Source organism: Phenylobacterium sp. (assembly GCF_036563285.1).
Classification (GTDB): domain Bacteria; phylum Pseudomonadota; class Alphaproteobacteria; order Caulobacterales; family Caulobacteraceae; genus Phenylobacterium.
Window position 1 is genome coordinate 230279 of the sequence record NZ_DATCMR010000012.1, and the last position, 21359, is coordinate 251637.

26 protein-coding genes and 4 tRNA genes are annotated in these 21359 nt (G+C 70.0%); 24 read left to right on the top strand and 6 right to left on the bottom strand.

The window, feature by feature from the left end; genetic code table 11:
• Positions 1–31: 31 nt before the first annotated feature.
• The 4 genes from plsX to VIL76_RS19500 all read left to right on the top strand — a co-directional run bounded on the left by plsX (position 32) and on the right by VIL76_RS19500 (position 2899).
• Positions 32–1093: a phosphate acyltransferase PlsX gene (gene plsX / locus VIL76_RS19485; protein WP_332046737.1), complete on the top strand. Its 1062-nt coding sequence runs from the start codon at positions 32–34 to the stop codon at positions 1091–1093.
• Positions 1090–2061: a beta-ketoacyl-ACP synthase III gene (locus VIL76_RS19490; RefSeq protein WP_332046738.1), complete on the top strand. Its 972-nt coding sequence runs from the start codon at positions 1090–1092 to the stop codon at positions 2059–2061. Before plsX ends, VIL76_RS19490 begins: the two co-directional genes overlap by 4 nt.
• A 102-nt stretch (positions 2062–2163) precedes the next feature.
• Positions 2164–2466, top strand: coding sequence for an integration host factor subunit alpha (locus tag VIL76_RS19495; protein WP_332046739.1), 303 nt, complete (start codon positions 2164–2166; stop codon positions 2464–2466).
• Between the two features lie 16 nt (positions 2467–2482).
• Positions 2483–2899 (top strand): MerR family transcriptional regulator, encoded by a 417-nt coding sequence (locus tag VIL76_RS19500; RefSeq protein WP_332046740.1) that lies wholly within the window; start codon positions 2483–2485, stop codon positions 2897–2899.
• Between the two features lie 23 nt (positions 2900–2922).
• Here the strand turns inward: VIL76_RS19500 and VIL76_RS19505 are convergent.
• Positions 2923–2999, bottom strand: a tRNA-Pro gene (locus VIL76_RS19505).
• Between the two features lie 58 nt (positions 3000–3057).
• Here VIL76_RS19505 and VIL76_RS19510 point away from each other — a divergent pair.
• On the top strand, positions 3058–3768 hold the full coding sequence (locus VIL76_RS19510) for an energy transducer TonB (RefSeq protein WP_332046741.1): 711 nt from the start codon (positions 3058–3060) through the stop codon (positions 3766–3768).
• Here VIL76_RS19510 and VIL76_RS19515 read toward each other — a convergent pair.
• On the bottom strand, positions 3765–3971 hold the full coding sequence (locus VIL76_RS19515; RefSeq protein ID WP_332046742.1) for a DUF2842 domain-containing protein: 207 nt from the start codon (positions 3969–3971) through the stop codon (positions 3765–3767). The genes VIL76_RS19510 and VIL76_RS19515 overlap by 4 nt on opposite strands.
• Positions 3972–4066: 95 nt before the next feature.
• Here VIL76_RS19515 and VIL76_RS19520 point away from each other — a divergent pair, with 95 nt between their 5' ends.
• The 7 genes from VIL76_RS19520 to msrB all read left to right on the top strand — a co-directional run bounded on the left by VIL76_RS19520 (position 4067) and on the right by msrB (position 8933).
• Positions 4067–5098: a COX15/CtaA family protein gene (locus VIL76_RS19520; protein WP_332046743.1), complete on the top strand. Its 1032-nt coding sequence runs from the start codon at positions 4067–4069 to the stop codon at positions 5096–5098.
• 90 nt (positions 5099–5188) lie between these two features.
• Positions 5189–5797, top strand: coding sequence for a cytochrome P460 family protein (locus VIL76_RS19525; RefSeq protein ID WP_332046744.1), 609 nt, complete (start codon positions 5189–5191; stop codon positions 5795–5797).
• 159 nt (positions 5798–5956) lie between these two features.
• Positions 5957–6430, top strand: a complete 474-nt coding sequence (gene rplM / locus VIL76_RS19530) for a 50S ribosomal protein L13 (RefSeq protein ID WP_332046780.1) — start codon at positions 5957–5959, stop codon at positions 6428–6430.
• A complete protein-coding gene (gene rpsI, locus VIL76_RS19535; RefSeq protein ID WP_332046745.1) occupies positions 6430–6918 on the top strand; it encodes a 30S ribosomal protein S9 in 489 nt (162 codons plus the stop codon). Before rplM ends, rpsI begins: the two co-directional genes overlap by 1 nt.
• 74 nt (positions 6919–6992) lie before the next feature.
• Positions 6993–7976, top strand: coding sequence for an N-acetyl-gamma-glutamyl-phosphate reductase (gene argC / locus VIL76_RS19540; RefSeq protein WP_332046781.1), 984 nt, complete (start codon positions 6993–6995; stop codon positions 7974–7976).
• Positions 7973–8413, top strand: a complete 441-nt coding sequence (locus VIL76_RS19545; RefSeq protein ID WP_332046746.1) for a GNAT family N-acetyltransferase — start codon at positions 7973–7975, stop codon at positions 8411–8413. Before argC ends, VIL76_RS19545 begins: the two co-directional genes overlap by 4 nt.
• A gap of 43 nt (positions 8414–8456) precedes the next feature.
• Positions 8457–8933 (top strand): peptide-methionine (R)-S-oxide reductase MsrB, encoded by a 477-nt coding sequence (msrB, locus tag VIL76_RS19550; RefSeq protein ID WP_332046747.1) that lies wholly within the window; start codon positions 8457–8459, stop codon positions 8931–8933.
• Positions 8934–8993: 60 nt separating this feature from the next.
• Here msrB and VIL76_RS19555 read toward each other — a convergent pair whose 3' ends face one another.
• The 4 genes from VIL76_RS19555 to phaC all read right to left on the bottom strand — a co-directional run bounded on the left by VIL76_RS19555 (position 8994) and on the right by phaC (position 12917).
• Complete coding sequence (locus VIL76_RS19555; protein WP_332046748.1) at positions 8994–9794, bottom strand: GIN domain-containing protein; 801 nt, start codon at positions 9792–9794, stop codon at positions 8994–8996.
• Positions 9791–10372: a DUF1700 domain-containing protein gene (locus VIL76_RS19560; protein ID WP_332046749.1), complete on the bottom strand. Its 582-nt coding sequence runs from the start codon at positions 10370–10372 to the stop codon at positions 9791–9793. Before VIL76_RS19560 ends, VIL76_RS19555 begins: the two co-directional genes overlap by 4 nt.
• On the bottom strand, positions 10369–10695 hold the full coding sequence (locus tag VIL76_RS19565; RefSeq protein WP_332046750.1) for a PadR family transcriptional regulator: 327 nt from the start codon (positions 10693–10695) through the stop codon (positions 10369–10371). The genes VIL76_RS19560 and VIL76_RS19565 overlap by 4 nt, the downstream gene beginning before the upstream one ends.
• Before the next feature lie 254 nt (positions 10696–10949).
• Entirely contained in the window at positions 10950–12917 is a 1968-nt protein-coding gene (gene phaC, locus VIL76_RS19570) for a class I poly(R)-hydroxyalkanoic acid synthase (RefSeq protein ID WP_414695449.1), read from the bottom strand.
• Between the two features lie 71 nt (positions 12918–12988).
• On the opposite strand from phaC, the gene VIL76_RS19575 reads away from it, so the two are divergent.
• The 12 genes from VIL76_RS19575 to VIL76_RS19630 all read left to right on the top strand — a co-directional run bounded on the left by VIL76_RS19575 (position 12989) and on the right by VIL76_RS19630 (position 21358).
• Positions 12989–13447: a hypothetical protein gene (locus VIL76_RS19575; protein WP_332046751.1), complete on the top strand. Its 459-nt coding sequence runs from the start codon at positions 12989–12991 to the stop codon at positions 13445–13447.
• A 127-nt stretch (positions 13448–13574) separates the two neighbouring features.
• Positions 13575–14795, top strand: coding sequence for an LL-diaminopimelate aminotransferase (locus VIL76_RS19580; protein ID WP_332046752.1), 1221 nt, complete (start codon positions 13575–13577; stop codon positions 14793–14795).
• Positions 14792–16081, top strand: a complete 1290-nt coding sequence (locus VIL76_RS19585) for a homoserine dehydrogenase (RefSeq protein WP_332046753.1) — start codon at positions 14792–14794, stop codon at positions 16079–16081. Before VIL76_RS19580 ends, VIL76_RS19585 begins: the two co-directional genes overlap by 4 nt.
• 49 nt (positions 16082–16130) lie before the next feature.
• Positions 16131–17084, top strand: a complete 954-nt coding sequence (gene glpX, locus VIL76_RS19590) for a class II fructose-bisphosphatase (protein WP_332046754.1) — start codon at positions 16131–16133, stop codon at positions 17082–17084.
• 74 nt (positions 17085–17158) lie between these two features.
• Positions 17159–18958 carry a single-stranded-DNA-specific exonuclease RecJ gene (gene recJ / locus VIL76_RS19595; RefSeq protein ID WP_332046755.1) on the top strand — a complete coding sequence of 600 codons (1800 nt, stop codon included), beginning with the start codon at positions 17159–17161 and terminating at the stop codon, positions 18956–18958.
• Between the two features lie 63 nt (positions 18959–19021).
• Positions 19022–19096: transfer RNA gene (locus VIL76_RS19600), tRNA-Glu, on the top strand.
• A gap of 147 nt (positions 19097–19243) precedes the next feature.
• On the top strand, positions 19244–19834 hold the full coding sequence (locus VIL76_RS19605) for a cold-shock protein (RefSeq protein WP_332046756.1): 591 nt from the start codon (positions 19244–19246) through the stop codon (positions 19832–19834).
• A 24-nt stretch (positions 19835–19858) separates the two neighbouring features.
• On the top strand, positions 19859–20374 hold the full coding sequence (locus VIL76_RS19610; protein WP_332046757.1) for a DUF192 domain-containing protein: 516 nt from the start codon (positions 19859–19861) through the stop codon (positions 20372–20374).
• Positions 20367–20789 carry a PaaI family thioesterase gene (locus VIL76_RS19615; protein WP_332046758.1) on the top strand — a complete coding sequence of 141 codons (423 nt, stop codon included), beginning with the start codon at positions 20367–20369 and terminating at the stop codon, positions 20787–20789. Before VIL76_RS19610 ends, VIL76_RS19615 begins: the two co-directional genes overlap by 8 nt.
• A gap of 51 nt (positions 20790–20840) precedes the next feature.
• Positions 20841–20917, top strand: a tRNA-Pro gene (locus VIL76_RS19620).
• A gap of 38 nt (positions 20918–20955) precedes the next feature.
• Positions 20956–21267, top strand: a complete 312-nt coding sequence (locus VIL76_RS19625) for an ETC complex I subunit (RefSeq protein ID WP_332046759.1) — start codon at positions 20956–20958, stop codon at positions 21265–21267.
• A 14-nt stretch (positions 21268–21281) separates the two neighbouring features.
• Positions 21282–21358, top strand: a tRNA-Arg gene (locus tag VIL76_RS19630).
• Position 21359 lies beyond the last annotated feature (1 nt).

The window sequence follows — 21359 nt, forward strand, 5'->3', positions numbered from 1 at the left end:
CTTGCGGGCCGAGGGACGAGAAGCGGCCGTTTTGACCCAGGCTCTGGCCATTTCCATCGACGCCATGGGCGGGGACCACGGGCCGTCCGTGGTGATCCCGGCTGTCTCGCGCGCCCTGGGCGAGCTGCCGCCGAACGTCCGCTTCCTGCTGCACGGCGACGAAGCGCAGATCCGCGCCGAGCTGGCCCGCTGCAAGACCGCCTCCGATCGCGTCGAGGTCCGCCACGCCGACAAGGTGGTGGCCATGGACGAGAAGCCGGCCCAGGCGCTTCGCCGTTCCAAGGGCAGCTCCATGTGGAACGCCGTCGAGGCGATCCGCGAGGGCGAGGCGGCCGCGGCCGTGTCCTCGGGCAACACCGGCGCCCTGATGGCGATCTCCAAGCTGATCCTGCGCATGGCAGCCGACCTCGACCGGCCGGCGCTGGTGGCGGGCATTCCGCATCCGAAGGGGATCACCACCTTCCTGGACGTGGGCGCCAACGTCGACTGCGACGCCGAGCGACTGGTCGAGTTCGCGATCATGGGCGAGGCCTTCCATCGCGCCGCCCACGGCGTGGCCCACCCCACGGTCGGCCTGCTCAACGTGGGCTCCGAGGACATGAAGGGCCACGAGGAGGTCCGCCAGGCGCACGCCGTGCTGCGCGAAGGCAAGATCGACCTGGACTACCGCGGCTTCGTCGAGGGCGACGACATCACCCGCGGCAAGGTGGACGTGATCGTCACCGATGGCTTCACCGGCAATGTGGCGCTCAAGGCCATGGAGGGCGCGGCGAAGTTCATCACCGGTGAGCTGAAGTCGGCGCTCAAGGCCAACCTCCTGACCACGTTCGGCGCGGGCCTCGCCCGCGGCGGCCTGATGAAGTTCCGCGACCGCATGAATCCGCCGCCGGCCGCGCCGCTGCTCGGCCTGAACGGCATCGTGCTGAAATGCCACGGCGGCGCCACTGATCGCGACTTCGCCCAGGCGCTCCGTGTCGCAGCCGACCTGGCGCAAAGCGGCTTCGCCGCCGAGATCGAACGCAATATGAGAAGGCTCCCGGCCGCGCTCGCAGATGCGGGTCCGGCCGCCGCCGATGTGGAGCTTCCCCAGTGACCTTGCGCAGCGTCGTGACCGGCGTCGGCGGACACCTGCCGGACCAGATCGTCACGAACCACGATCTGGCGAAGTTCGTCGACACCTCCGACGAGTGGATCACCGAGCGCACCGGCATCCGCCAGCGCCGCAAGGCGAAGGACGGCGAGTTCACCTCCGACATCGCGGTCGAGGCGGCCAGGAAGGCGCTGGCGGCCGCCGGCCGCACGCCGGACGACGTGGACCTGATCGTGGTGGCGACCACCACCGGCGATCTGACCTTCCCGGCCTGCGCCACCATCGTCCAGCGCAAGCTGGGCTGCCCCGTGGGCGTCGCCTTCGACGTCCAGGCGGTCTGCTCGGGCTTCGTCTACGCCCTGTCGGTCGCCGACGGCTTCGTGGCGCGCAACCGCTCCAAGTGCTGCCTGGTCATCGGCGCCGAGACCATGACCCGCCTGATGGACTGGGAGGACCGCGGCACCTGCGTGCTGTTCGGCGACGGCGCCGGCGCCGTGGTGCTGGAGCCCATGGAAGGGGCGGGGACCACGGCCGACCGCGGCCTGCTGGGCTTCGCCCTGCGCGCGGACGGGACCAAGCAGGACCTGCTCTACGTCGACGGCGGCGTCTCCACCGGCAAGACCGGCTACCTGCGGATGCAGGGCAACCAGGTCTTCCGCCACGCCGTGGTGAACATCTCCGAGGCCATCAACATGGCCGCCGCCGACGCTGGCATCGAAGTGTCCGAGGTGGACTGGTTCATCCCCCACCAGGCCAACCTGCGCATCCTGCAGGGCGTGGCCCACCGCTGCGGCATCGCCGAGGAGAAGGTGATCACAACCGTAGCGGAGCACGCCAACACCTCGGCCGCCTCGATCCCGCTGGCGCTCGACGCCGCGGTGCAGGACGGCCGGATCAAGAAGGGCGACCTGCTTCTGCTGGAAGCCATGGGCGGCGGACTGACCTGGGGCGCCTGCGTTGTGCGGCTTTAGGGCGACGCCTTAACCGCCTTCGCCAAACTGGCCCTTGAAGTCTTTGACGCCATAGGACAATCAGTCCAGCTTAGGTGACAGCCGCTACGGGGACGGGCGACAATGAAGGGCGCGACGGTGACGCGGGCCGATCTTTGCGAGGCGGTCCACGAGGAAGTGGGCCTCACACGCCAGGATTGCAGCGAGCTGGTCGAGCGTGTGCTCGAGCTGATGTGCGTGGCGCTGGAGCGCGGCGAGCAGGTGAAGCTGTCCGGCTTCGGCGTCTTCCAGGTGCGCGCCAAGCGGGCCCGCATGGGCCGCAATCCCAAGACCGGCGAGCCGGCCGCGATCGAGCCCCGGCGGGTGATCGGCTTCCGCGCCAGCCAGGTGATGAAGGCGCGGGTCGACCGCGCGCTGTCGCGGTGAGGACCGCTTAGGGGCCATGGCCAAGGGCCCGGAAGCCTTTCGGACGATCTCCGAGGCGGCCGAGGAGCTTCATGTGCCGCAGCACGTGCTGCGGTTCTGGGAAACCAAGTTCTCCTTCATCCGCCCCATGAAGCGGGCGGGCGGGCGCCGGTTCTACCGGCCGCAGGACATCGCCGTGCTGCGCGGGGTGCGCCGCCTGCTGCACGACGAGGGCTACACCATCAAGGGCGTCCAGCGCCTGCACCGCGAGCAGGGCGTCCGCCGCCTGGTCGCGGCCGGGGAGGGGGAGGGCGTGCCGCCGCCGGCCGCCGCCGACCTGCCGGACCTGGCCGGGGCCGAGCTCACCGCCGGCGCGCGCCACCTGCTGGTCAAGACGCTCGGCGACCTGGAGGCGGCCAAGGGACGGCTCGATGGCCTGCTCAAGCAGAAATGAAGTGAATCTCGCCGCCCGGACGCTGGTCGGAGCGACAGGATTCGAACCTGCGACCCCTTGACCCCCAGTCAAGTGCGCTACCAGGCTGCGCTACGCTCCGGCGCCCGCGCGGCGAGGGGGGTCTTCTAACGGCTTTAGGCATGAGGGCAAACGACAAAATGGCAGCTTCGAAGCTCCGCCGCCGCGCCGCATTGATCGCGGCCGCCGCAACCGCTCTTCCGATCCTGGTGGCCGCGCCCGCCGGGGCCCAGCAGGCGCTCGACTGGGTGGAGAAGCCCTCGCCGCTCGACCTGCGCGCCGCCTATCCCGCCAAGGCGCTGACCGACGGCGTCGACGCCCGCGTGACCCTGAAGTGCGACGTCCGCGGGGACGGGCGCGTCGAGGCGTGCGGCGTGGCCGGCGAGGAGCCGGCCGGCTACGGATTCGGCGCCTCGGCCCTGATGCTGGCCCCGAAGTTCAGGCTGGCGCTGAACCAGGAGGTGAAGCCCGGCGGCGAGGTGAACATCCCGATCCGCTTCGCCCGCATCGGCGATCCGCCCCTGCGCGAGGCGGTGTTCAAGAAGCCCACCGGCGACTACCGCAAGCTGGTCCCCGCCGGACCGTTCTGGCCGGAGAAGGCGCTCAGGCAAGGCAAGGGCGGCGAGGCCGTGGTGGACTGCGTCGTCGAGGCCGACGGCCGGCTCTCGGCCTGCGCCCACGTGTCCGGCGAGCCCCACTTCGGCGGCTCCACCCTGCGCATGGCCGCCGCCGGCTGGATGATGGCCGCCCCGCTGCCCGCGGGCGCCGCCGCGGCCCCGGAAAACGTCTACCGCTTCAAGGTGGTCTTCCCCGCCAGGCGCATCGCCGACACCTCGCCTCCCGGCGGCTAACGGCCGCGGTTCATCCAGCTGATCAGGGGGAGGATGGGGATTCCCCATCCGATGCCGGCAATCAGGTAGAACGCCAGCTGCGCGGCCCAGTGGCGCGGTACGCGCTCGCCGATCATGCCGGCGACGACGGCGTAGGCGGTGAGGAACGCGAGGATCGCGAACAGGCCGATCAGCTTGCGGACGCGAGCGCTTTGGAGGTCCATCGGCGGCCTCTTAGGCGCCTTGCGTGGACGTAGGAAGCGTTTCCGGCTTAAAGCGCCGCCAAAGTTCAGCCTGAAAGCGGCGCAATTCCACTTCCATGACCTCGTTCCTGCGTTCCGACCGATCGACGCCGGTGGCCATCTGGCTGCTGGTCGTGGCGGCGCTCGTGCTGGCCATGGTCGTGGTCGGCGGGGCGACGCGCCTGACCGACTCAGGGCTCTCGATCACCGAATGGAAGCCGCTGCACGGCGCGCTCCCGCCGCTGTCGCAGGCCGACTGGCAGGCCGAGTTCGCCGCCTACCGGAAGATCCCGCAGTACCAGCAGCTCAACCGGGGCATGAGCCTCGATGAATTCAAGACCATCTTCTGGTGGGAGTGGTCGCACCGCCTGCTGGGCCGCATCGTGGGCCTTGTCTTCCTGGTCCCCTTCGTCTGGTTCGCCGTGCGCCGCCAGATCCCGCAGCGGCTGTTCCTGCGGCTGGGCGGTCTCTTCATCCTTGGCGGGCTGCAGGGCGCGGTCGGCTGGTGGATGGTGGCCAGCGGCCTCTCCGAGCGGGTCTCCGTCGCGCCCGAGCGGCTGACGGTGCACCTGGGCCTGGCCTTCGCGCTGCTGGGCGCGCTGGTCTGGACGGCGCTCGACGCCTTCGCCGGGTGGGCGCGGCAGACCCTGCCCAGCCCCTGGGGCCGGCGAGCGCTTTGGCTCACCGCCCTCATCTACCTGCAGATCCTGCTGGGCGCCCTGGTGGCCGGCAACGACGCGGGCCTGATCTACAACGACTTCCCCCTGATGGGCGGCCGGCTCGTCCCGGACGACTACTGGGGCGGGAGCCTCTGGGCGACCATCGCCCACAGCCAGGGCGCCGTGCAGCTGCACCACCGCCTGGTCGCCTACCTGCTGCTGGCCGTGGCCCTGGCCATGGGCGCGGCGGCCTGGCGCTCGCGGTACCTGGCCCGCGACTCCAAGGTGCTGGCGCTGGCCGTGGCCCTGGCCGTGGTGGCGCAGGCGGGGCTGGGGATCGCCACCCTTATGGCCCGCGTGCCGATCGGGCTCGGCATCGCCCACCAGCTCATGGCGGCGCTCACCCTGGCGCTCGCCGTGGTCTTCGCTTGGCGCGTGCGGCGCATCTGAGCCGCTGGCCGGAATTGACCGGCCTTGGTCCCTGACACCTTCGCGATGACGGCGTTATCGCAACCCACGGGCGCAAGTCAGGGGGATGTCATGAACTTCAGGATCGGGATGATCGCCGCGGTCGCGGCCATTGCGGCGGCCGGCGGCCTGATGGCCGCTGCGCCCTCGGACGCCCGTGCGCCGAAGCCGGCGGCCGCCTACACGCAGGACGGCAAGCTGGAGTTCCCGAAGGATTACCGAACCTGGGTCTACCTCACCTCCGGCTTCGACATGTCGTACGCCGAAGGCGCGACGCCAACCGCCGACCGGCACGTCTTCGACAACGTCTTCGTCGACCGCGCCGCCTACGCCGCCTTCCAGCAGACTGGCCGCTGGCCCGAAGGCTCGGTGTTCGCCCTGGAGATCCGGCGCGCCGCCAACAAGGGCTCGATCAACAAGCAGGGCCAGTTCCAGACCGAGCGCGCGGCGCTGGAGCTGCACGTGAAGGACAGGCGCTTCCCCAGCGGCTGGGCCTTCTTCAACTTCCGCGGCGAGGCGCCGGCCACCGCGCTCCCGCAGACCTCGGCCTGCAACGCCTGCCACGAGAAGCACGGGGCGGTGGACACCACCTTCGTGCAGTTCTACCCCACGCTCCTGCCGCTCGCCCGCGAGAAGAAGTCGCTGTCGGAGGCGTTCCTGGCCGAGGAAAATGCGCGGTAATATGGTACCGCAACAAGAATCCTGAGCAAAATCAGCAACGTGGATGTAGAAGGCCGCATCTGCCGCCGTTGACACGGAGCGGGCTTTCCGCCATATGCCGCGGCTCACGTCGGGGCGGGTCAACGCCTCGCGCATTCTCTGACGGACCCTAACCCCATGTTGAAGACCACCACGGCTTCTCTGAAGCCGGCCGAGGTCGAGAAGAAGTGGATCGTGGTCGACGCCCAGGACGCCGTTGTCGGCCGCCTCGCGTCGTTCATCGCGATGCGCCTTCGCGGCAAGCACCGCCCTGACTACACCCCGCACGTGGACTGCGGCGACGTCGTCGTCGTCGTCAACGCCGACAAGGTGAAGTTCACCGGCAAGAAGCTCACCGATAAGGTGTTCTACTGGCACACCGGCCACCCGGGCGGCGTGAAGCAGCGCACCGCCGGCCAGATCCTCGGCGGCAAGTACCCCGAGCGCGTGCTGGAGAAGGCGGTCGAGCGCATGCTGCCGAAGGAAAGCCCGCTGGCCCGCAAGCAGCTGACGCACCTGCGCATCTACACCGGCGCGGAGCATCCGCACGAAGCCCAGAACCCTGAGACCATCGCGTTCGGCGACCTGAACGCCAAGAACGTGCGGAGCGCCTGATGAGCGAAGCTGTCACCACCGAAGCCACCGGCTTCGACGCCCTGAAGGGCATGGGCACCGCCGCGGAAGACACCGTCGTCCGCGAGCCCAAGATCGACGCCCAGGGCCGCTCCTACGCCACCGGCAAGCGCAAGAACGCCATCGCGCGCGTCTGGATCAAGCCGGGCAAGGGCCAGATCACCATCAACGACCGCGACCAGGAGGTGTACTTCGCCCGCCCGGTCCTGCGGATGATGATCGCCCAGCCGCTGCAGCTCACCGACCGGCTCGGCCAGTTCGACGTCATCGCCACGGTGGAAGGCTCCGGCCTCTCCGGCCAGGCCGGCGCGATCCGCCACGCCATCTCCAAGGCGCTGACCTACTACGAGCCCGGCCTGCGCGCCGTGCTCAAGCCGCACGGCCTGCTCACCCGCGACCCCCGCGTCGTGGAGCGCAAGAAGTACGGCAAGGCCAAGGCCCGACGCAGCTTCCAGTTCTCGAAGCGCTAAACCGCGCGCGAAAACTCGCGTTACGGACAGGGCGCTTCGGGAAACCGGAGCGCCCTTTCTCTTTGTCGGGATACCTGGCCATGGCCCACACAGTGTTCATCGACGGCGAAGCCGGCACCACCGGGCTGCAGATCCGCGACCGGCTCGCCGAGCGCAGGGACCTGGAGGTCCTCTCCATCGATCCCGCCCGCCGGAAGGACCCGGCCGCCCGGGCCGAGCTGCTCAACGCCGCCGACGCCGTGGTGCTGTGCCTGCCGGACGACGCCAGCCGCGAGGCGGTGTCGATGATCAGCTCCAACTCCACCCGCGTGGTGGACGCCTCCACCGCCTTCCGCACCGCCCCGGGCTGGGCCTACGGCTTCCCGGAGATGGACCGGGAACAGCGGCAGACGATCCGCGACGCCACCCGCGTCGCCAACCCGGGCTGCTATCCCACCGGCTTCATCGCCCTGGTGCGTCCGCTGGTGGCCGGCGGGCTGATCCCCGCCGACTTTCCGATCACCGTAAACGCGGTCTCCGGCTACTCCGGCGGCGGCAAGGGCCTGATCGCCGAGTTCGAGGCCCCGGCGCCGCAGGGCTCCAACGACGCCTTCCGCATCTACGGCCTGACGCTCGCCCACAAGCACCTGCCGGAGATGCAGATCCACTCAGGGCTCGCCCATCCGCCGGTCTTCGCCCCCTCCGTCGGCCGCTACGCCCAAGGCATGATCGTCGAGGTCCCCCTGCAGCTCTGGGCGCTGCCCGGCAAGCCGTCCCCGAACGACCTGCGCGCCGCGCTCGAGGCCTGGTACGGCGGCGAGACCTTCGTCGAGGTCGCGTCCGAAGCGGAGATCGCCGAGCTGCAGGGCCGCCGCGCCGGCGCCGCCGGCTTCGTGGCCGAGCTCGACCCCGAGGCGCTCAACGGCGCCAACCGAATGCGCCTGTTCGTCTTCGGCAGCGCCGACGGCTCGCAGGCGCGCCTCGTCGCCCTGCTGGACAACCTCGGCAAGGGCGCCTCGGGCGCCGCGGTGCAGAACCTCAACCTGATGCTCGGCCTCGACGAGGCCGCCGGCCTGTGAACCTGCGGCGCGCAGGTCCGACGGACGCCCAGGCGATCGCCGCCCTGCTGCGCCACACCTTCCGCGTCTCCCTGCCGTTCCTGCCCGAGCTGCACACGCCGGAGCAGGACCTCTGGTTCGTGCGCGAGCAGATGCTGGTGAAGGACGAGGTCTGGCTCGCCGAGGATGACGAGCAGGCGCTGCTCGGCTTCGTCGCTTTCCGGGAAGGCTGGATCGACCACCTCTACGTCCACCCCGACCACCAGGGGCAGGGGATTGGCGAGCTCCTGCTGCGCAAGCCGCTCCGCTATCGCCAGGCCCGGCGCCTGTGGACGTTCCAGAAGAACGCCCGCGCCCGGGCCTTCTACGAGAAGCACGGCTTCCAGCTCGTCGAGCTCACCGACGGTCAGTCCAACGAGGAGAAGGAGCCCGACGCCCTCTACGAGTGGCGGCCGTAGGCCACGCTTGCATCTTTGCCGGGCTCGCTACGTAATCTCCATCATGCACACCACCGACCTTTCCCGCCGCGGGTTCCTGATGGCGACGGCGTTCGGCCTCGCGGCGCCCGGCGCAGCCTTCGCGCAGGCCACCGACTGGAAGAAGCTGCCCGACGCGGAGTGGCGCAAGCGCCTGTCGCAGGCCAGCTACATGGTCCTGCGCCACGAGGCGACCGAGCCGCCCGGCTCCAGCCCGCTGAACAAGGAGAAGCGCAAGGGGGTCTTCGCCTGCGCCGGCTGCGGCCTGGAGCTCTTCAAGTCGGACTGGAAGTACGAGAGCGGCACCGGCTGGCCCAGCTTCTGGACCGTCAACAAGGGTGCGGTAGGGACCAAGACCGACTTCAAGATCGGCGTGCCGCGCAAGGAATACCACTGCGCGCGCTGCGGCGGCCACCAGGGCCACATCTTCGACGACGGGCCGAAGCCCACCGGCCTGCGCTACTGCAACAACGGCCTGGCCCTGAAGTTCATCCCGGCCTGATCCTCTCCCGCGCCAACGGGAGAGGGGGACCGCCGCCGGCTGCCCGGGCCTTCCGTGACGTCAGATCGTCTTCTTGGGCGAAGGCGAAGGCGACGGCGACGGCGACGAAGGGGAGGCGCTGGCGCTCCCCTGCCGGATGCTGCCGGACCCGGACACGTCCGACTCCAGCCGCTCCGGCCGCGTCATCAGCGTGATCTCGCCCGAGCCCGACACGTTCAGCCGCGCGCTCTTGGTGGGCGCGATCACAGCCTCGCCCGAGCCCGAGATCTCCACCTCGGCGTCCTCGGCCGACAGCTGCCCCAGCTCGGCCTCGCCGGAGCCGGAGATGTCCACGTCCAGCTCGCGCGCCTGGCCGCGGGCGGTGACCTCCGCGTTGCCGGACATGTCGAGGACCAGCCGGTCCTGCCGATAGCCCTCGATGGTCAGCCGGTCGTTGCCGTTCAGGGCGAAGGACGTGACGTTCGGCGCCGTCATGACGATCCTCAGGCGGCTGTAGGACGTGCGGCCCCGGAAGTGCACGCGGCCATCCTCGATCTCCACCCGATCGACGAGGCCCTGCGGTCCCGTCACCACCAGCTTCGCCGGCCCCGGGGCCTGGGTGTAGGTCACGTCGGCGCGCACGTCGAACTCCACGCGCTCCTCGCCGGTCCAGGCGAGCTCGCGCGTCACCTCCGGTCCGCTGGCGTAATCGCGACGATCCCGGTCCTCGTCGTGGTCCCAGTCCCAGTTGGCGCCCTGATTGCCCCAGGTCCAGGCGCTGCGGGTGAGGAGGTCGTCGCCGCCGATGGCCAGCGCCGCCGAGATCGAGGCTATGCACAGGACGAAGCCGGCCACTGCGATCATGAGCAGGGAGCGGATCATTGGACGCCTCCGGAAGCTTGCGGTTCGAGGGCGGGCTTGAGCACGCGGTAGTGCAGCCGGCCGTACCAGACGAGCGCGTTGACCAGGCCGATGGTGACGATGGTGACCAGCGCCCCCAGGGAGGCCGAGCCGCCCATGATGCCCAGGCCGAAGAAGATCGCCGCCATCGGCCCGCCGGGCGGGTCGGTGAACGGCCCGGCGGCGAACACCATGCCGCCGGCGAAGAAGCCGACGACCGCGGCGACCCCGAACCCGAAGATGGTCATGGCCACGCCCATCAGGATCGGCAGCAGGAAGAGGATGTCGATCGCCCCCAGGCCCAGGATGGCCAGCACGGCCGCCCCCGCCGACGACGGGTTCCGCTGCTCTTCCCAGCGCCGCAGCCCGTGCTCGGCGCGCAGCTCGCGGGCCAGCCGGTCGGGGTCGCCGAGCGCGGCGGTCACCTCGGCCTCGCTGCGGCCCGCCGCCTCGCCCTCGGTGAAGTGGGTCTCGTAGTCGGCCATGATCTCGGCGATGGTGTGGGCGGGCAAGCCCGCCAGCCCCTCGCGCAATCGGGCCAGGAACGCCTGCCGCGTCATCGCGCCTCTCCCAGGATGTTCTCGACGGCGCCTGAGAACGACTTCCAGGACGCCTTCTGCGAGCCGAAGCTCTTCTTCCCGGCCTCGGTGAGCCGGTAGTACTTGCGCGACGGGCCGGCGCTGGATTCGACCAGGTAGGTCTCCACCAGGCCATCGGCCTGCAGCCGGCGCATGAGCGGGTAGATGGTGCCTTCGCCCATGCCGATCGCGTCGGCCAGGCGGCTGGCGATCTCATAGGCGTAGCTGTCGTGCTGCGATAGCAGCGCGAGCACGCACAGCTCGAGGGCGCCCTTCTTCAGCTGGATCTCGATGGCTTCGGGCACGAGCGCCTCCTTGCGACTCCCAAGCTAGTGCAAGGTATTGGGCATCGCAAGGTAGCCAGCATTAAACGTTAGTAACCTGCGGCGTCACTCCGTCACCGAGGGTTGGCGCGCGCCGCAGGCCCTGTTGGATTCAACCACGGAAGACACGGAAAACACGGAAAGCGCGGACCCAGCCGCGCACGCGCGGGTCAGCGCCAGCTGTCCGTGTCTTCCGTGGTCATGTTGCGGCTTCGCCGCGGCCACAGCGGTTAGGACTAGCTCTTCACCTTCACGTACTCGCCCGGCGCGTCGCCAAGGGCCGGCAGCTTGCCGTTCGCCGGGTCGCGGGCCGGGACGAGGGGGCCGGACTTCTCCTTCAGCCACTCGATCCAGTGCGGCCACCAGGACCCCGGGGTCTCCTTCGCCGCGGCCTGCCATTCCTCCAGGCTGGCGGGCAGACCCTCCGCGGTCCAGTGCTGGTACTTGTTGGCCGCAGGCGCGTTGATCACGCCGGCGATGTGGCCGCTGCCTGCCATGGTGAAGGTGACCGGCCCGCCGAACAGCCGCGCGCCCTTGTAGACCGAGCGGGCGGGCGCAATGTGGTCCTCCTTCGAGGACTGGACGTAGACGGGGACCTTCACGATCCCAAGGTCGAGCTTCACCCCGTCCAGCTCCAGCTTGCCCTCGGCCAGGGCGTTGTCGCCGTAGAAGCGCCGCAGGTAGAACATGTGCAGCGTCTTGGGCATCCGCGTCTGGTCGGAGTTCCAGAACAGCAGGTCGAAGGGCTTCGGCTCCTTGCCCAGCAGGTAGTTGTTCACGAAGAACGACCAGATCAGGTCATTGCCGCGCAGCATGTTGAAGGTGTCGGCCATCGCCTGGCCGGAGAGGACGCCGCCGCCCTCGTCCATCTTCCGCTCGAGGTCTGCGAGCCACTCCTCGTTGGTGAAGAGCAGCAGGTCGCCGGCCTCGGAGAAGTCCTGCTGGGAGGCGAAGAAGGTCGCCGAGCTGATCGGCTGCACCCCCTTGGCCGCCATGTGCGCCAGGGTGCAGGAGAGCAGGGTGCCGCCGATGCAGTAGCCCACCGTGTTCACGTGCGGGACCTCGGCCTGCTCCATGGCCGCGGCGACGCCCGCGTAGATGCCTTCGCGCATGTAGTCTTCGAAGGTCCGGGTGGAGAGCCGCTGGTCGGGGTTCACCCAGGAGGCGAGGAACACCGTGATCCCCTGGCCCACCAGCCAGCGGATCATCGAGTTCTCGGGCCTCAGGTCCAGGATGTAGAACTTGTTGATCCACGGCGGGAAGATCACCAGCGGGATCTGGTGGACCTGCTCGGTCGCCGGCGCATACTGGATCAGCTCGATGATCTCGTTGCGGAAAACGACCTTGCCGGGGGCGGTGGCCACGTTCCGCCCGATCTCGAACATCTCGTAGTCGGTCTGGGCGATGGCCAGCTGGCCGCCGCCGCGCTCCAGGTCGGCGGCGAAGTTGTCCATGCCCTTCACCAGGCTTTCGCCGCCCGAGGCCATCAGCTCGCGCAGGGCCGTGGGGTTGGAGGCCAGGAAGTTCGACGGGGAAAACGCGTCCGTCAGCATCTTCATGAAGAACTCGGCGCGCCGCTTCTCCATCTCGTCCACGCCCTCGACCCCGGCCACCAGTTCGTTCAGCCAGTTGGAGGTCAGCAGGTAGGACTGCTTGATGGAGTCGAAGACCGGGTTCTCGGTCCATTCGGGGTCGTTGAAGCGCTTGTCGCCCTTCGGCGGCTTCACCACGGCCTCGGCGGTGCCATCCTGCAGCCGCCGGGACATGGACTGCCAGAGTTCCAGGTAGCGGCCGAGCAGGTCGGCGTGCGCGCGCATGAGCCGGTCCGGCTGGGCGGTGAGCTTGCCCATCACCTCGGTCAGGGCAGGACCCACGTGGAACGGGTCCGGCGACAGCGCGGCCGGACGGTCGGCCTGGCGCAGCGCCATCTCGGCGATCGCGCCCTGCGCCTTGATGGCCGCCCGGGCGAGGTTCATCGACAGGGTCTCGAGCTGGGCCCGCTGCTCGCTCGTCAGCTGCGCCATGGCCGCGTGCGACGACGGCGGGGGCGCGGCCGGCTTCGAGCCCGGCTCACCCTCCATATGGATCAGCGGGTCCTCGGGCAGCGGCGGCTTCTGGAAGGTCGCCGTCTCGCCGTCGGCCTTGCGCCCGTCACCGTCCGGCTTGGGGGCCGAAGGGGTGGACTCTGCGGTCTGCTCGCTCATGGCTGCGCTTCCTTGCCGGTGGAGGCCGGGCCTTCCACCTTCTCCCATCATCGCATAAGACCTTAGCGGAGATGAATCCGCTGGCCCGTCATTATCTGAACGCCCGCCCAAGCGCTGCGGCTGCGCGGACTCTTGCGGCCCTGGCTGCCGGCGCCCTGGTTTCGGGCTGCGTCAGCAATCCCTTCGAGGACGCCAAGGTCGATCCGGCCTCGCCGATCGCGGCCGAGGTGGCGAACGCCGCCCGCGTCAACACCGACTTCCCGAGCTTCGCCGAAATCCCCGCCGTGCCGCGCGACCTGCGCCCGCCGCGGATGTTCGGCGACGCGGCGCACGAGATCGAGCTCGCCCGAGCCGAGCTGGAGCGGGCCACCGCGCCCGAGACCTGGACCCTGCAGAACACCGAGGCGTTCGCCGCCCGCGCCCGCCGCGACGTCGGCCCCGAACTCGCGCCGGTCGACCCGCGGGCCACCGAGGCCTATGCCGACGAGCTGCGCAGGCGAGCTACCCCGCCTCCGCCGCCCAAGAGATAGGGCCAGCGGAGGCTGAAATTCTCCGAACCACGGCTTGGCGGACTCCGGCCCGGAGTCTATCCAGGTCCCTGACCTCAGCTCCCTGAAAGCCGCAAACCGGGCAGCCTTGGCGGCGCAAGAGCTTCAAATGACTCCCGAGTTCCACCGTATCCGTCGCCTCCCGCCCTACGTCCTCGAGGAGGTGAACCGCATCAAGGCCCGGCTTCGGGCCCAGGGCGTGGACATCATCGACTTCGGCATGGGCAACCCCGACATGCCGACCCCCAAGCACATCGTCGACAAGCTGGTCGAGACCGCCCGCGACCCGAAGGCCGGGCGCTATTCCGCCTCCAAGGGCATCCTGGGGCTGCGCAAGGCGATGGCGGGCTACTACAACCGGCGCTTCGGGGTGAAGCTGGACCCTGAGACCGAGGTGATCGCCACCCTGGGCTCCAAGGAAGGCTTCGCCAACCTCGCCCAGGCGCTCACCGCCCCCGGCGACGTCATCGTCTGCCCGAACCCCGCCTATCCCATCCACGCCTACGGCTTCATCATGGCCGGCGGCGTGATCCGTCACGTGCCGGCCCACTCGCCGGAGGAGTACCTCTCGGGCGTCTCCAAGGCGGTGAAGCACTCCGCGCCGCCGCCCACCGTGCTGATCCTGTCCTACCCGTCGAACCCGACCGCCCAGTGCGTGGACCTCGACTTCTATCGCGACGCCATCCAGCTGGCGAAGAAGCACGAGATGCTGGTGATCTCCGACATCGCCTATTCGGAGATCTACTTCGACGACAACCCGCCGCCCTCCGTGCTCCAGATCGAGGGCGCCAAGGACATCGCCGTCGAGGTGAATTCGCTGTCCAAGACCTACGCCATGGCCGGCTGGCGGGTGGGCATGGTGGTCGGCAACGCCCGCATCTGCGCGGCGCTGGCCCGGGTGAAGTCGTACCTGGACTACGGGGCCTACACTCCGATCCAGGTCGCCGCCGCCGCCGCGCTCAACGGCCCGCAGGACTGCGTCGCCGAGATCCGCGCCATCTACAAATCGCGCCGGGACTGCCTGGTGGAGTCCATGAAGCGCGCCGGCTGGGACATCCCCGCGCCGCCCGCCTCCATGTTCGCCTGGGCGCCGGTGCCGGAGAAGTTCAGGGAGGCCGGCAGCCTGGTGTTCTCCAAGCTGCTGGTGGAAGAAGCCGGCGTGGCCGTCGCGCCCGGGACGGGCTTCGGCGAATACGGGGAGGGCTATGTGCGCGTGGGCCTGGTCGAGAACGAGCACCGCATCCGGCAGGCGGCGCGCAACGTGAAGAAGTTCCTCGGCAAGTCCGACGAGATCCTCGCCCGCCACCACAACACCCTGGCGGCCCAGTGATGGCGAAGACCTGGCGCATTGGGGTCGCGGGGCTGGGCACCGTCGGGGCCGGCCTGCTGACCTTCCTGTCCGAGCATCCGCGGTTCGCGCCGGCCGGCGGCATGGTCACGGTCACCGGCGTCTCCGCGCGCTCGCGCTCGCGGCCCCGGCCGTTCGACATCTCCAACCTGCCCTGGTTCGACGATCCCGTGGCGCTCGCCACCGCGGAGACCACCGACGTCTTCGTCGAGCTGATCGGCGGCTCGGACGGCCCGGCCAAGGCCGCGGTCGAAGCCGCGCTCAACGCCGGCAAACCCGTCGTCACCGCCAACAAGGCGCTGATCGCCGAGCACGGCTCCGAGCTCGCCGCGCTCGCCGAGGCCAAGGGCGTCCCGCTGCTCTTCGAGGCCGCCGTCATGGGCGGGGTCCCGGCCGTGAAGATGGTGCGCGAGGCCCTGGTCGGCGACGACATCAAGTCCGTCGCCGGCATCCTCAACGGCACCTGCAACTACATCCTCACCGAGATGGAGGCGACGGGCCGCTCCTTCGCCGACGTGCTCGCCGAGGCCCAGCGGCTCGGCTACGCAGAGGCCGACCCGACCATGGACGTCGGCGGCTTCGACGCCGCCCACAAGATATCCATCCTGGCGGCGCTCGCCTTCGGCTGCGCGCCGAACTACGCCGCCGCCGAAGTGGAGGGCATCGATCAGGTCGACCTGCTCGACATCCGCATGGCCCGCGACCTGGGCTACCGCATCAAGCTGGTGGCCTCCGCCGACCGCTCGCCCGATGGGGTGCTGGTCCGCGTGCACCCGAGCCTGGCGCCCATCTCGCACCCGCTGGCCCAGGCGGGCGGGGCGCTCAACGCGCTCTTCATCGAAGGCGCCCGCATCGGCCGGATCTTCGTCCAGGGGCCAGGCGCGGGGGCGGGGCCCACCGCGGCCGCGGTCGCCGCAGACATCGCCGACGTCATGACGGGCGCAACCCGGCCGGTCTTCCAGGCCCCCTCGCAATCGCTGCAGCCCTTCGTGCCGGTCGACCCCTCGAAGATGATGGGCCGCGCCTACCTGCGCTTCCTGGTGAAGGACGAGCCCGGCGTCATCGCCGCCGTCTCGGAGACGCTTGCCGAGGCCGGGGTCTCCATCGAGAGCTTCCTGCAGAAGCCGGTGGAGAACGCCGACGGGGTGCCCATCGTGCTCACCACCCACGCCGTGGCCGAATCCGTCCTCACCGACGCCGTGGAGCGGATCGCCCGCCTGCCGGCCGTTCTCGACCGGCCCAGGCTGTTGCGCATCGCGCGCATCTGAGCCAGACAACCGCGCGCGCCGACGAGGCGCTGGGGAGTAGACAAAAGACATGAGTGCCGAAGTTCTGGACCGCAACCTGATCCTGGACGCGGTCCGGGTGACCGAGATCGCCGCCATCGCCGCCTGGAGCCTGGCCGGCCGGGGCGACGAAAAGGCCGCCGACCAGGCCGCCGTCGACGCGATGCGCACGGCGCTCAACGACCTCGACATCGAAGGCGAGATCGTCATCGGCGAGGGCGAGCGCGACGAGGCGCCGATGCTCTACATCGGCGAAAAGGTGGGCAAGGGCGGCAAGACCAAGATCGACATCGCCCTCGACCCCCTGGAAGGCACCACGCTCACGGCCAAGGCCATGCCGAACGCGCTGGCCGTCATGGCCTGGGCGCCCAAGGGCACCCTGCTGAACGCCCCCGACACCTACATGGACAAGATCGCCTGCGGGCCGGGCTATCCGCAGGGCGTCATCGACCTCGACCGCACCCCTGCCGACAACGTCAAGGCGCTCGCCGCCGCCAAGGGCGTCGACCCGACGGAGATCACCGTCTGCGTCCTGGACCGCCCGCGCCACGCCGAGATCATCGCCTCGATCCGCTCGGTGGGCGCACGCGTCTACCTGATCACGGACGGCGACGTGGCCGGGGTGATCAACACCTCCGATCCCGAGACCGGCGTTGACATGTACGTGGGCTCCGGCGGCGCGCCCGAGGGCGTGCTGGCGTGCGCGGCGCTGAAGTGCGTCGGCGGCCAGTTCCAGGGCCGCCTGGTGTTCCGCAACGCCGACGAGCGGGCGCGGGCCGCCCGGGTCGGCATCACCGAGCTGGACAAGAAGTACGACCTCCACGAGATGGTCCGCGCCGACGCGATCTTCGCCGCCACGGGCGTGACCAGCGGCGCGCTGCTGGACGGCGTCACCTTCAAGGACGGCTTCGTCCACACCCACACCCTGGTGATGAACTCCGCCACCCGCACCGTCCGCGAAGTCCGCCTGAAGCGGCCGGTCTAGGCGTCCGCATCTGACGTAGGGCTGCGGTCTAACGCCCGCTGGCGACTCGCGTGTCGTCGGCGGATAACAGGCGCATGGCGGACGGCAGCGGCCCTCTCGGATACCTCGGCGTCACCCGCTCGCTCTCGGGCCGGATCTGGCGCGAGCGCGCCGCCGACGCCGACCTGGTCCGCCGCCATCAGCTGTCCCTGGGCCTCGCCGAGCCGCTCGCCCGCGCCCTGGCCTCCCGCGGCATCGGCGACGGGCAGGGGCCCGACTACCTGAACCCCACCCTCAAGGCGCTATTCCCCGACCCGTCCTGCTTCACCGACATGGACAAGGCCGCCGCCATCCTGGTGGACGCGCTAGAGCGACAAAAACCGATGGTGGTGTTCGCCGACTACGACGTCGACGGCGCCAGCTCCGCCGCCCAATTGGTGAGGTGGTTCAGGGCCTGGGGCCAGGAACTTCCCATCTACGTTCCGGACCGGATGACAGAAGGTTACGGCCCGTCGCCTGCCGCCTTCCGTCGCTTGAAGGCCGAGGGCGCCGAGCTGGTGGTCACGGTCGACTGCGGCGCCGCCGCCCACGACGCGCTCGCCTGCGCCGCCGAGATCGGCCTCGAGGTCGTGGTCATCGACCACCACCTGATGCGCGGCGACGAGATTCCACCCGTCGCCGCCCTGGTGAACCCGAACCGTCCCGACTGCGTCTCCGGGCAGGGGCACCTGGCCGCCGCCGGGGTCACCTTCGTCCTCCTGGCCGCCCTCAACCGCGAGGCCCGCCGCCGCGGCCTGTTCGGCGACCGGCCCGAGCCGGACCTCCGCCAGTGGCTCGACCTCGCCGCCATGGGCGCCATCTGCGACGTCACCCACCTCGTGGGCTTCAACCGCGCCCTGGCGGCCCAGGGCCTGAAGGTGATGAGCGGCTGGAAGAACCCCGGCCTCAAGGCGCTGCTCGAGATCGCCAAGAGCCAGGGCCCGGCGTCGGTCTTCCACGTCGGCTTCATCCTGGGCCCCAGGATCAACGCCGGCGGCCGCATCGGCCGCTCCGACCTGGGCGCGCGCCTGCTCGCCACCGACGATCCGGAGGAGGCCAGCGCCCTCGCCGAGGAGCTCGACGCCCTCAACGCCTCTCGCAAGGAGGCGGAGCGCGAGGTGACCGAGGCCGCCGTGGCCGTCATCGAGCGCGAGATGAACCAGCCGGACCAGGCCTGCCTGCTGGTCGCCGCCGACGGCTGGCATCCCGGCGTGATCGGCATCGTCGCCGGCCGCCTGCGCGAGCGCTACCGCAAGCCCTGCGTGGTCGTCGGCGTCGACCGCGCCGCCAACGTGGGCAAGGGCTCCGGCCGGTCGCAGCCCGGGGTGAACCTCGGCCGCGCCGTGCAGGCCGCGTTCGAGGAGGGCCTGCTGCTGGCCGGCGGGGGACACGCCATGGCGGCGGGGCTGTCGGTGCGCCCCGACACGATCCCTGAGCTGCGCGCCTTCCTCAACGAGCGGCTGGCCGCCGAGGCCGAGGTGGCCGCGGCCGAGGACGGCCTCGACATCGACGCCCTGGTCACCACCCGCGGCTGCGACCGCGCCATGTGGAGCGACTTCCAGAGGCTCGCCCCCTTCGGCCCCGGCAATCCGGAACCCCTGTTCGCCGCCGCCGACGTCCGCGTCGAGCGGCCGATGGCGCTGCGCGGCGGCCACGTCCGCTGCACCCTGGTCGACCGGTCCGGCGGCAAGCTGAAGGCCGTCGCCTGGCGCGCCGAGGACACCGAGATGGGCCGGCGGCTGCTGCAGGAGGGCGGCGCGATCCACGTCGCCGGCCGCCTGAAGCCCGACGACTGGCAGGGCCGCGAGAGCGTCCAGTTCGAGATCGAGGATGCGGCCGATCCGCGCAGGGCTTGAGCGCTGGACGGGGGTCTTGATCCCCTGAGGGAAGGCTTATATAGAGCCCGCTCTCCGCGCCGCGGTCCCTTCGTCTATCGGTTAGGACGTCAGGTTTTCAACCTGAAAAGAGGGGTTCGACTCCCCTAGGGACTGCCACGCGCGTGAGCCTCTCCCCACATCCCTGACCCGCCGGCGCATTCATTTGCGCCGTAAATCCGTAGTTGACGCGGCGTGAGTTCCGCGAACAGTGTTACACTTGGCTCCAATCCGTGTGGATAGGGGGTAGCGGGGCCGAGGGGCGAGATGTCTAGTTTGGAATTGGATCAGGTGGAGGCGCAGGCTGCGGCCGTGCTGATCACCGGGCGCGTAAAGTGGTTCGATGCGGGCAAGGGGTACGGATTCATCGTCCCCGACGACCCCAGCCAGACGGACCTGAAGGACGTCCTGCTTCATGTGACCTCCCTGCGCAGCTCCGGGCGCGAGAACTGCCTGGAAGGCTCGGCGATCACCTGCAACGTCGTGCGCCGGCCCAAGGGGTGGCAGGTGGCCGAGGTCGTGGAGATCGACGAGACAGCGGCCGCCCCGCCGGCCGAGCGCCGCAGCCGTGAGGGTCCGCGAGACGGCTTCGTGGCCGGCAGCCTGTCACGACCGCCCAGGTCGCGTCCCGTGCAGGCCTCCGGGCCGCTGGAGCGCGCCAAGGTCAAGTGGTTCAACCGCACCAAGGGCTATGGCTTCGTGGTCCGTGAGACCGAGGCCGGAGACATCTTCGTCCACATCGAAACCCTGCGCCGCGCCGGCATGGACGACCTGCAGCCGGGCGAGGACGTCATGGTCCGCTTCGCCGAAGGGCCGAAGGGCCTTGTTGTCGCCGAGATCGAGTCCACAGTGGACTGACGAGTCGACCGGAGACTGCTTCACGTGACCACCAGCTTGATCGCCCGGCGCGGCCTGATCGCGGCGGGGATGGCGCTTGCGCTGGCCGGCCCCGCCTGCGCCCAGGACATTCCGCGCATGGACCCCAAGGCCTGCAAGGGCCAGCCGGAGATCAAGCCGCTACAGCCTCTCACCCTCCGCACCGCCCGCGGCGCCGTGCCCTTCCAGGTCGAGTACGCCGGCACGGAGCGCCAGCGCACCTACGGCCTGATGTGCCGCCGGAGCCTCGCCGCCGACCGCGGCATGCTGTTCGACTTCCACGCGCCGATGGAGGGCGTCGCCTTCTGGATGCGCAACACGCTCATCCCGCTCGACATCATCTACATCCGGCCCGAGGGCACCGTCGTCTCCATCGCCCGCAACGTGCAGCCGCTGAACGAGCGGCCGGTGCCGTCCGGCGGCACGGTGCGCTGGGTGCTGGAGCTGCGGGCCGGCCGCGCGGCCGAGCTCGGCCTGCTGCCCGGCGACCGGGTGCTGCACAGGACCATGCCGCGTGGCTGACGAGGTCCCGGCCCCGCCGGAAGGCTTCATCCGCGCCGAGGGCAGGGGGCTGTTCTCCACCCACAACGGCCCCTACTTCCACCGGCCGTCAGAAGAAGCCCTGGTGGAGCAGGCCTTCTATGCCCTCGACCGCCACTGCAACGGCGTCGGCATCGTCCACGGCGGCATGCTCTCGGCCTTCATGGACGGGGTGCTGGCCGGCGCCGTCTGGCGCGGCTGCCGGGCGCGTGCGGTGACCATCCACCTGTCCGTCGACTTCCTGCACATGGCCCGCGCCGGCGAGTGGGTGATCGGCGAGGCGCGGATGACTAGGGCCACACGCGATGTGGCCTTCGCCGAGGGCCGCGCCTATGTCGGCGGCCGCGACGTGGTTCGCGCAAGCGGCATATTCAAGCTGATGGGCAAGCCCCGCTAAGGTTTGCGGAAAGGCCGAAACACCCATATTGCTTGCGCCCGCCGGCGCCCTCGGGGCGTAGCGCAGCCTGGTAGCGCATCTGCTTTGGGAGCAGAGGGTCGTGTGTTCGAATCACACCGCCCCGACCAGCCGGCGGTGTAAGACGTCGAAGGCTTAAGAGACCTCCATGCCGCTCGCCCGCATCTTCCGTCCCTCCAAGACCGCCATGCAGTCCGGCAAGGCGAAGACCAAGGACTGGGTGCTGGAGTTCGAGCCCAGAGAGGCCAAGCGGCCGGACCCGCTGATGGGCTGGACCCAGACCGGCGACACGGCCTCCACTCAGGTTCGGCTGATGTTCGACAGCAAGGAGCAGGCGGTCCGCTATGCCGAGGAGCACGGCATCGCCTTTCAGCTGATCGACCCCAAGCCCGCCAAGAAGATCATCAAGGCCTACGCCGACAACTTCGCGTTTCAGCGCAAGGTCCCCTGGACGCACTGAGGACACCTGAGCACGCGCCCGTAGCTCAACCGGATAGAGCACCTGCCTTCTAAGCTGGTGGTTGCAGGTTCGAGTCCTGCCGGGCGCGCCAA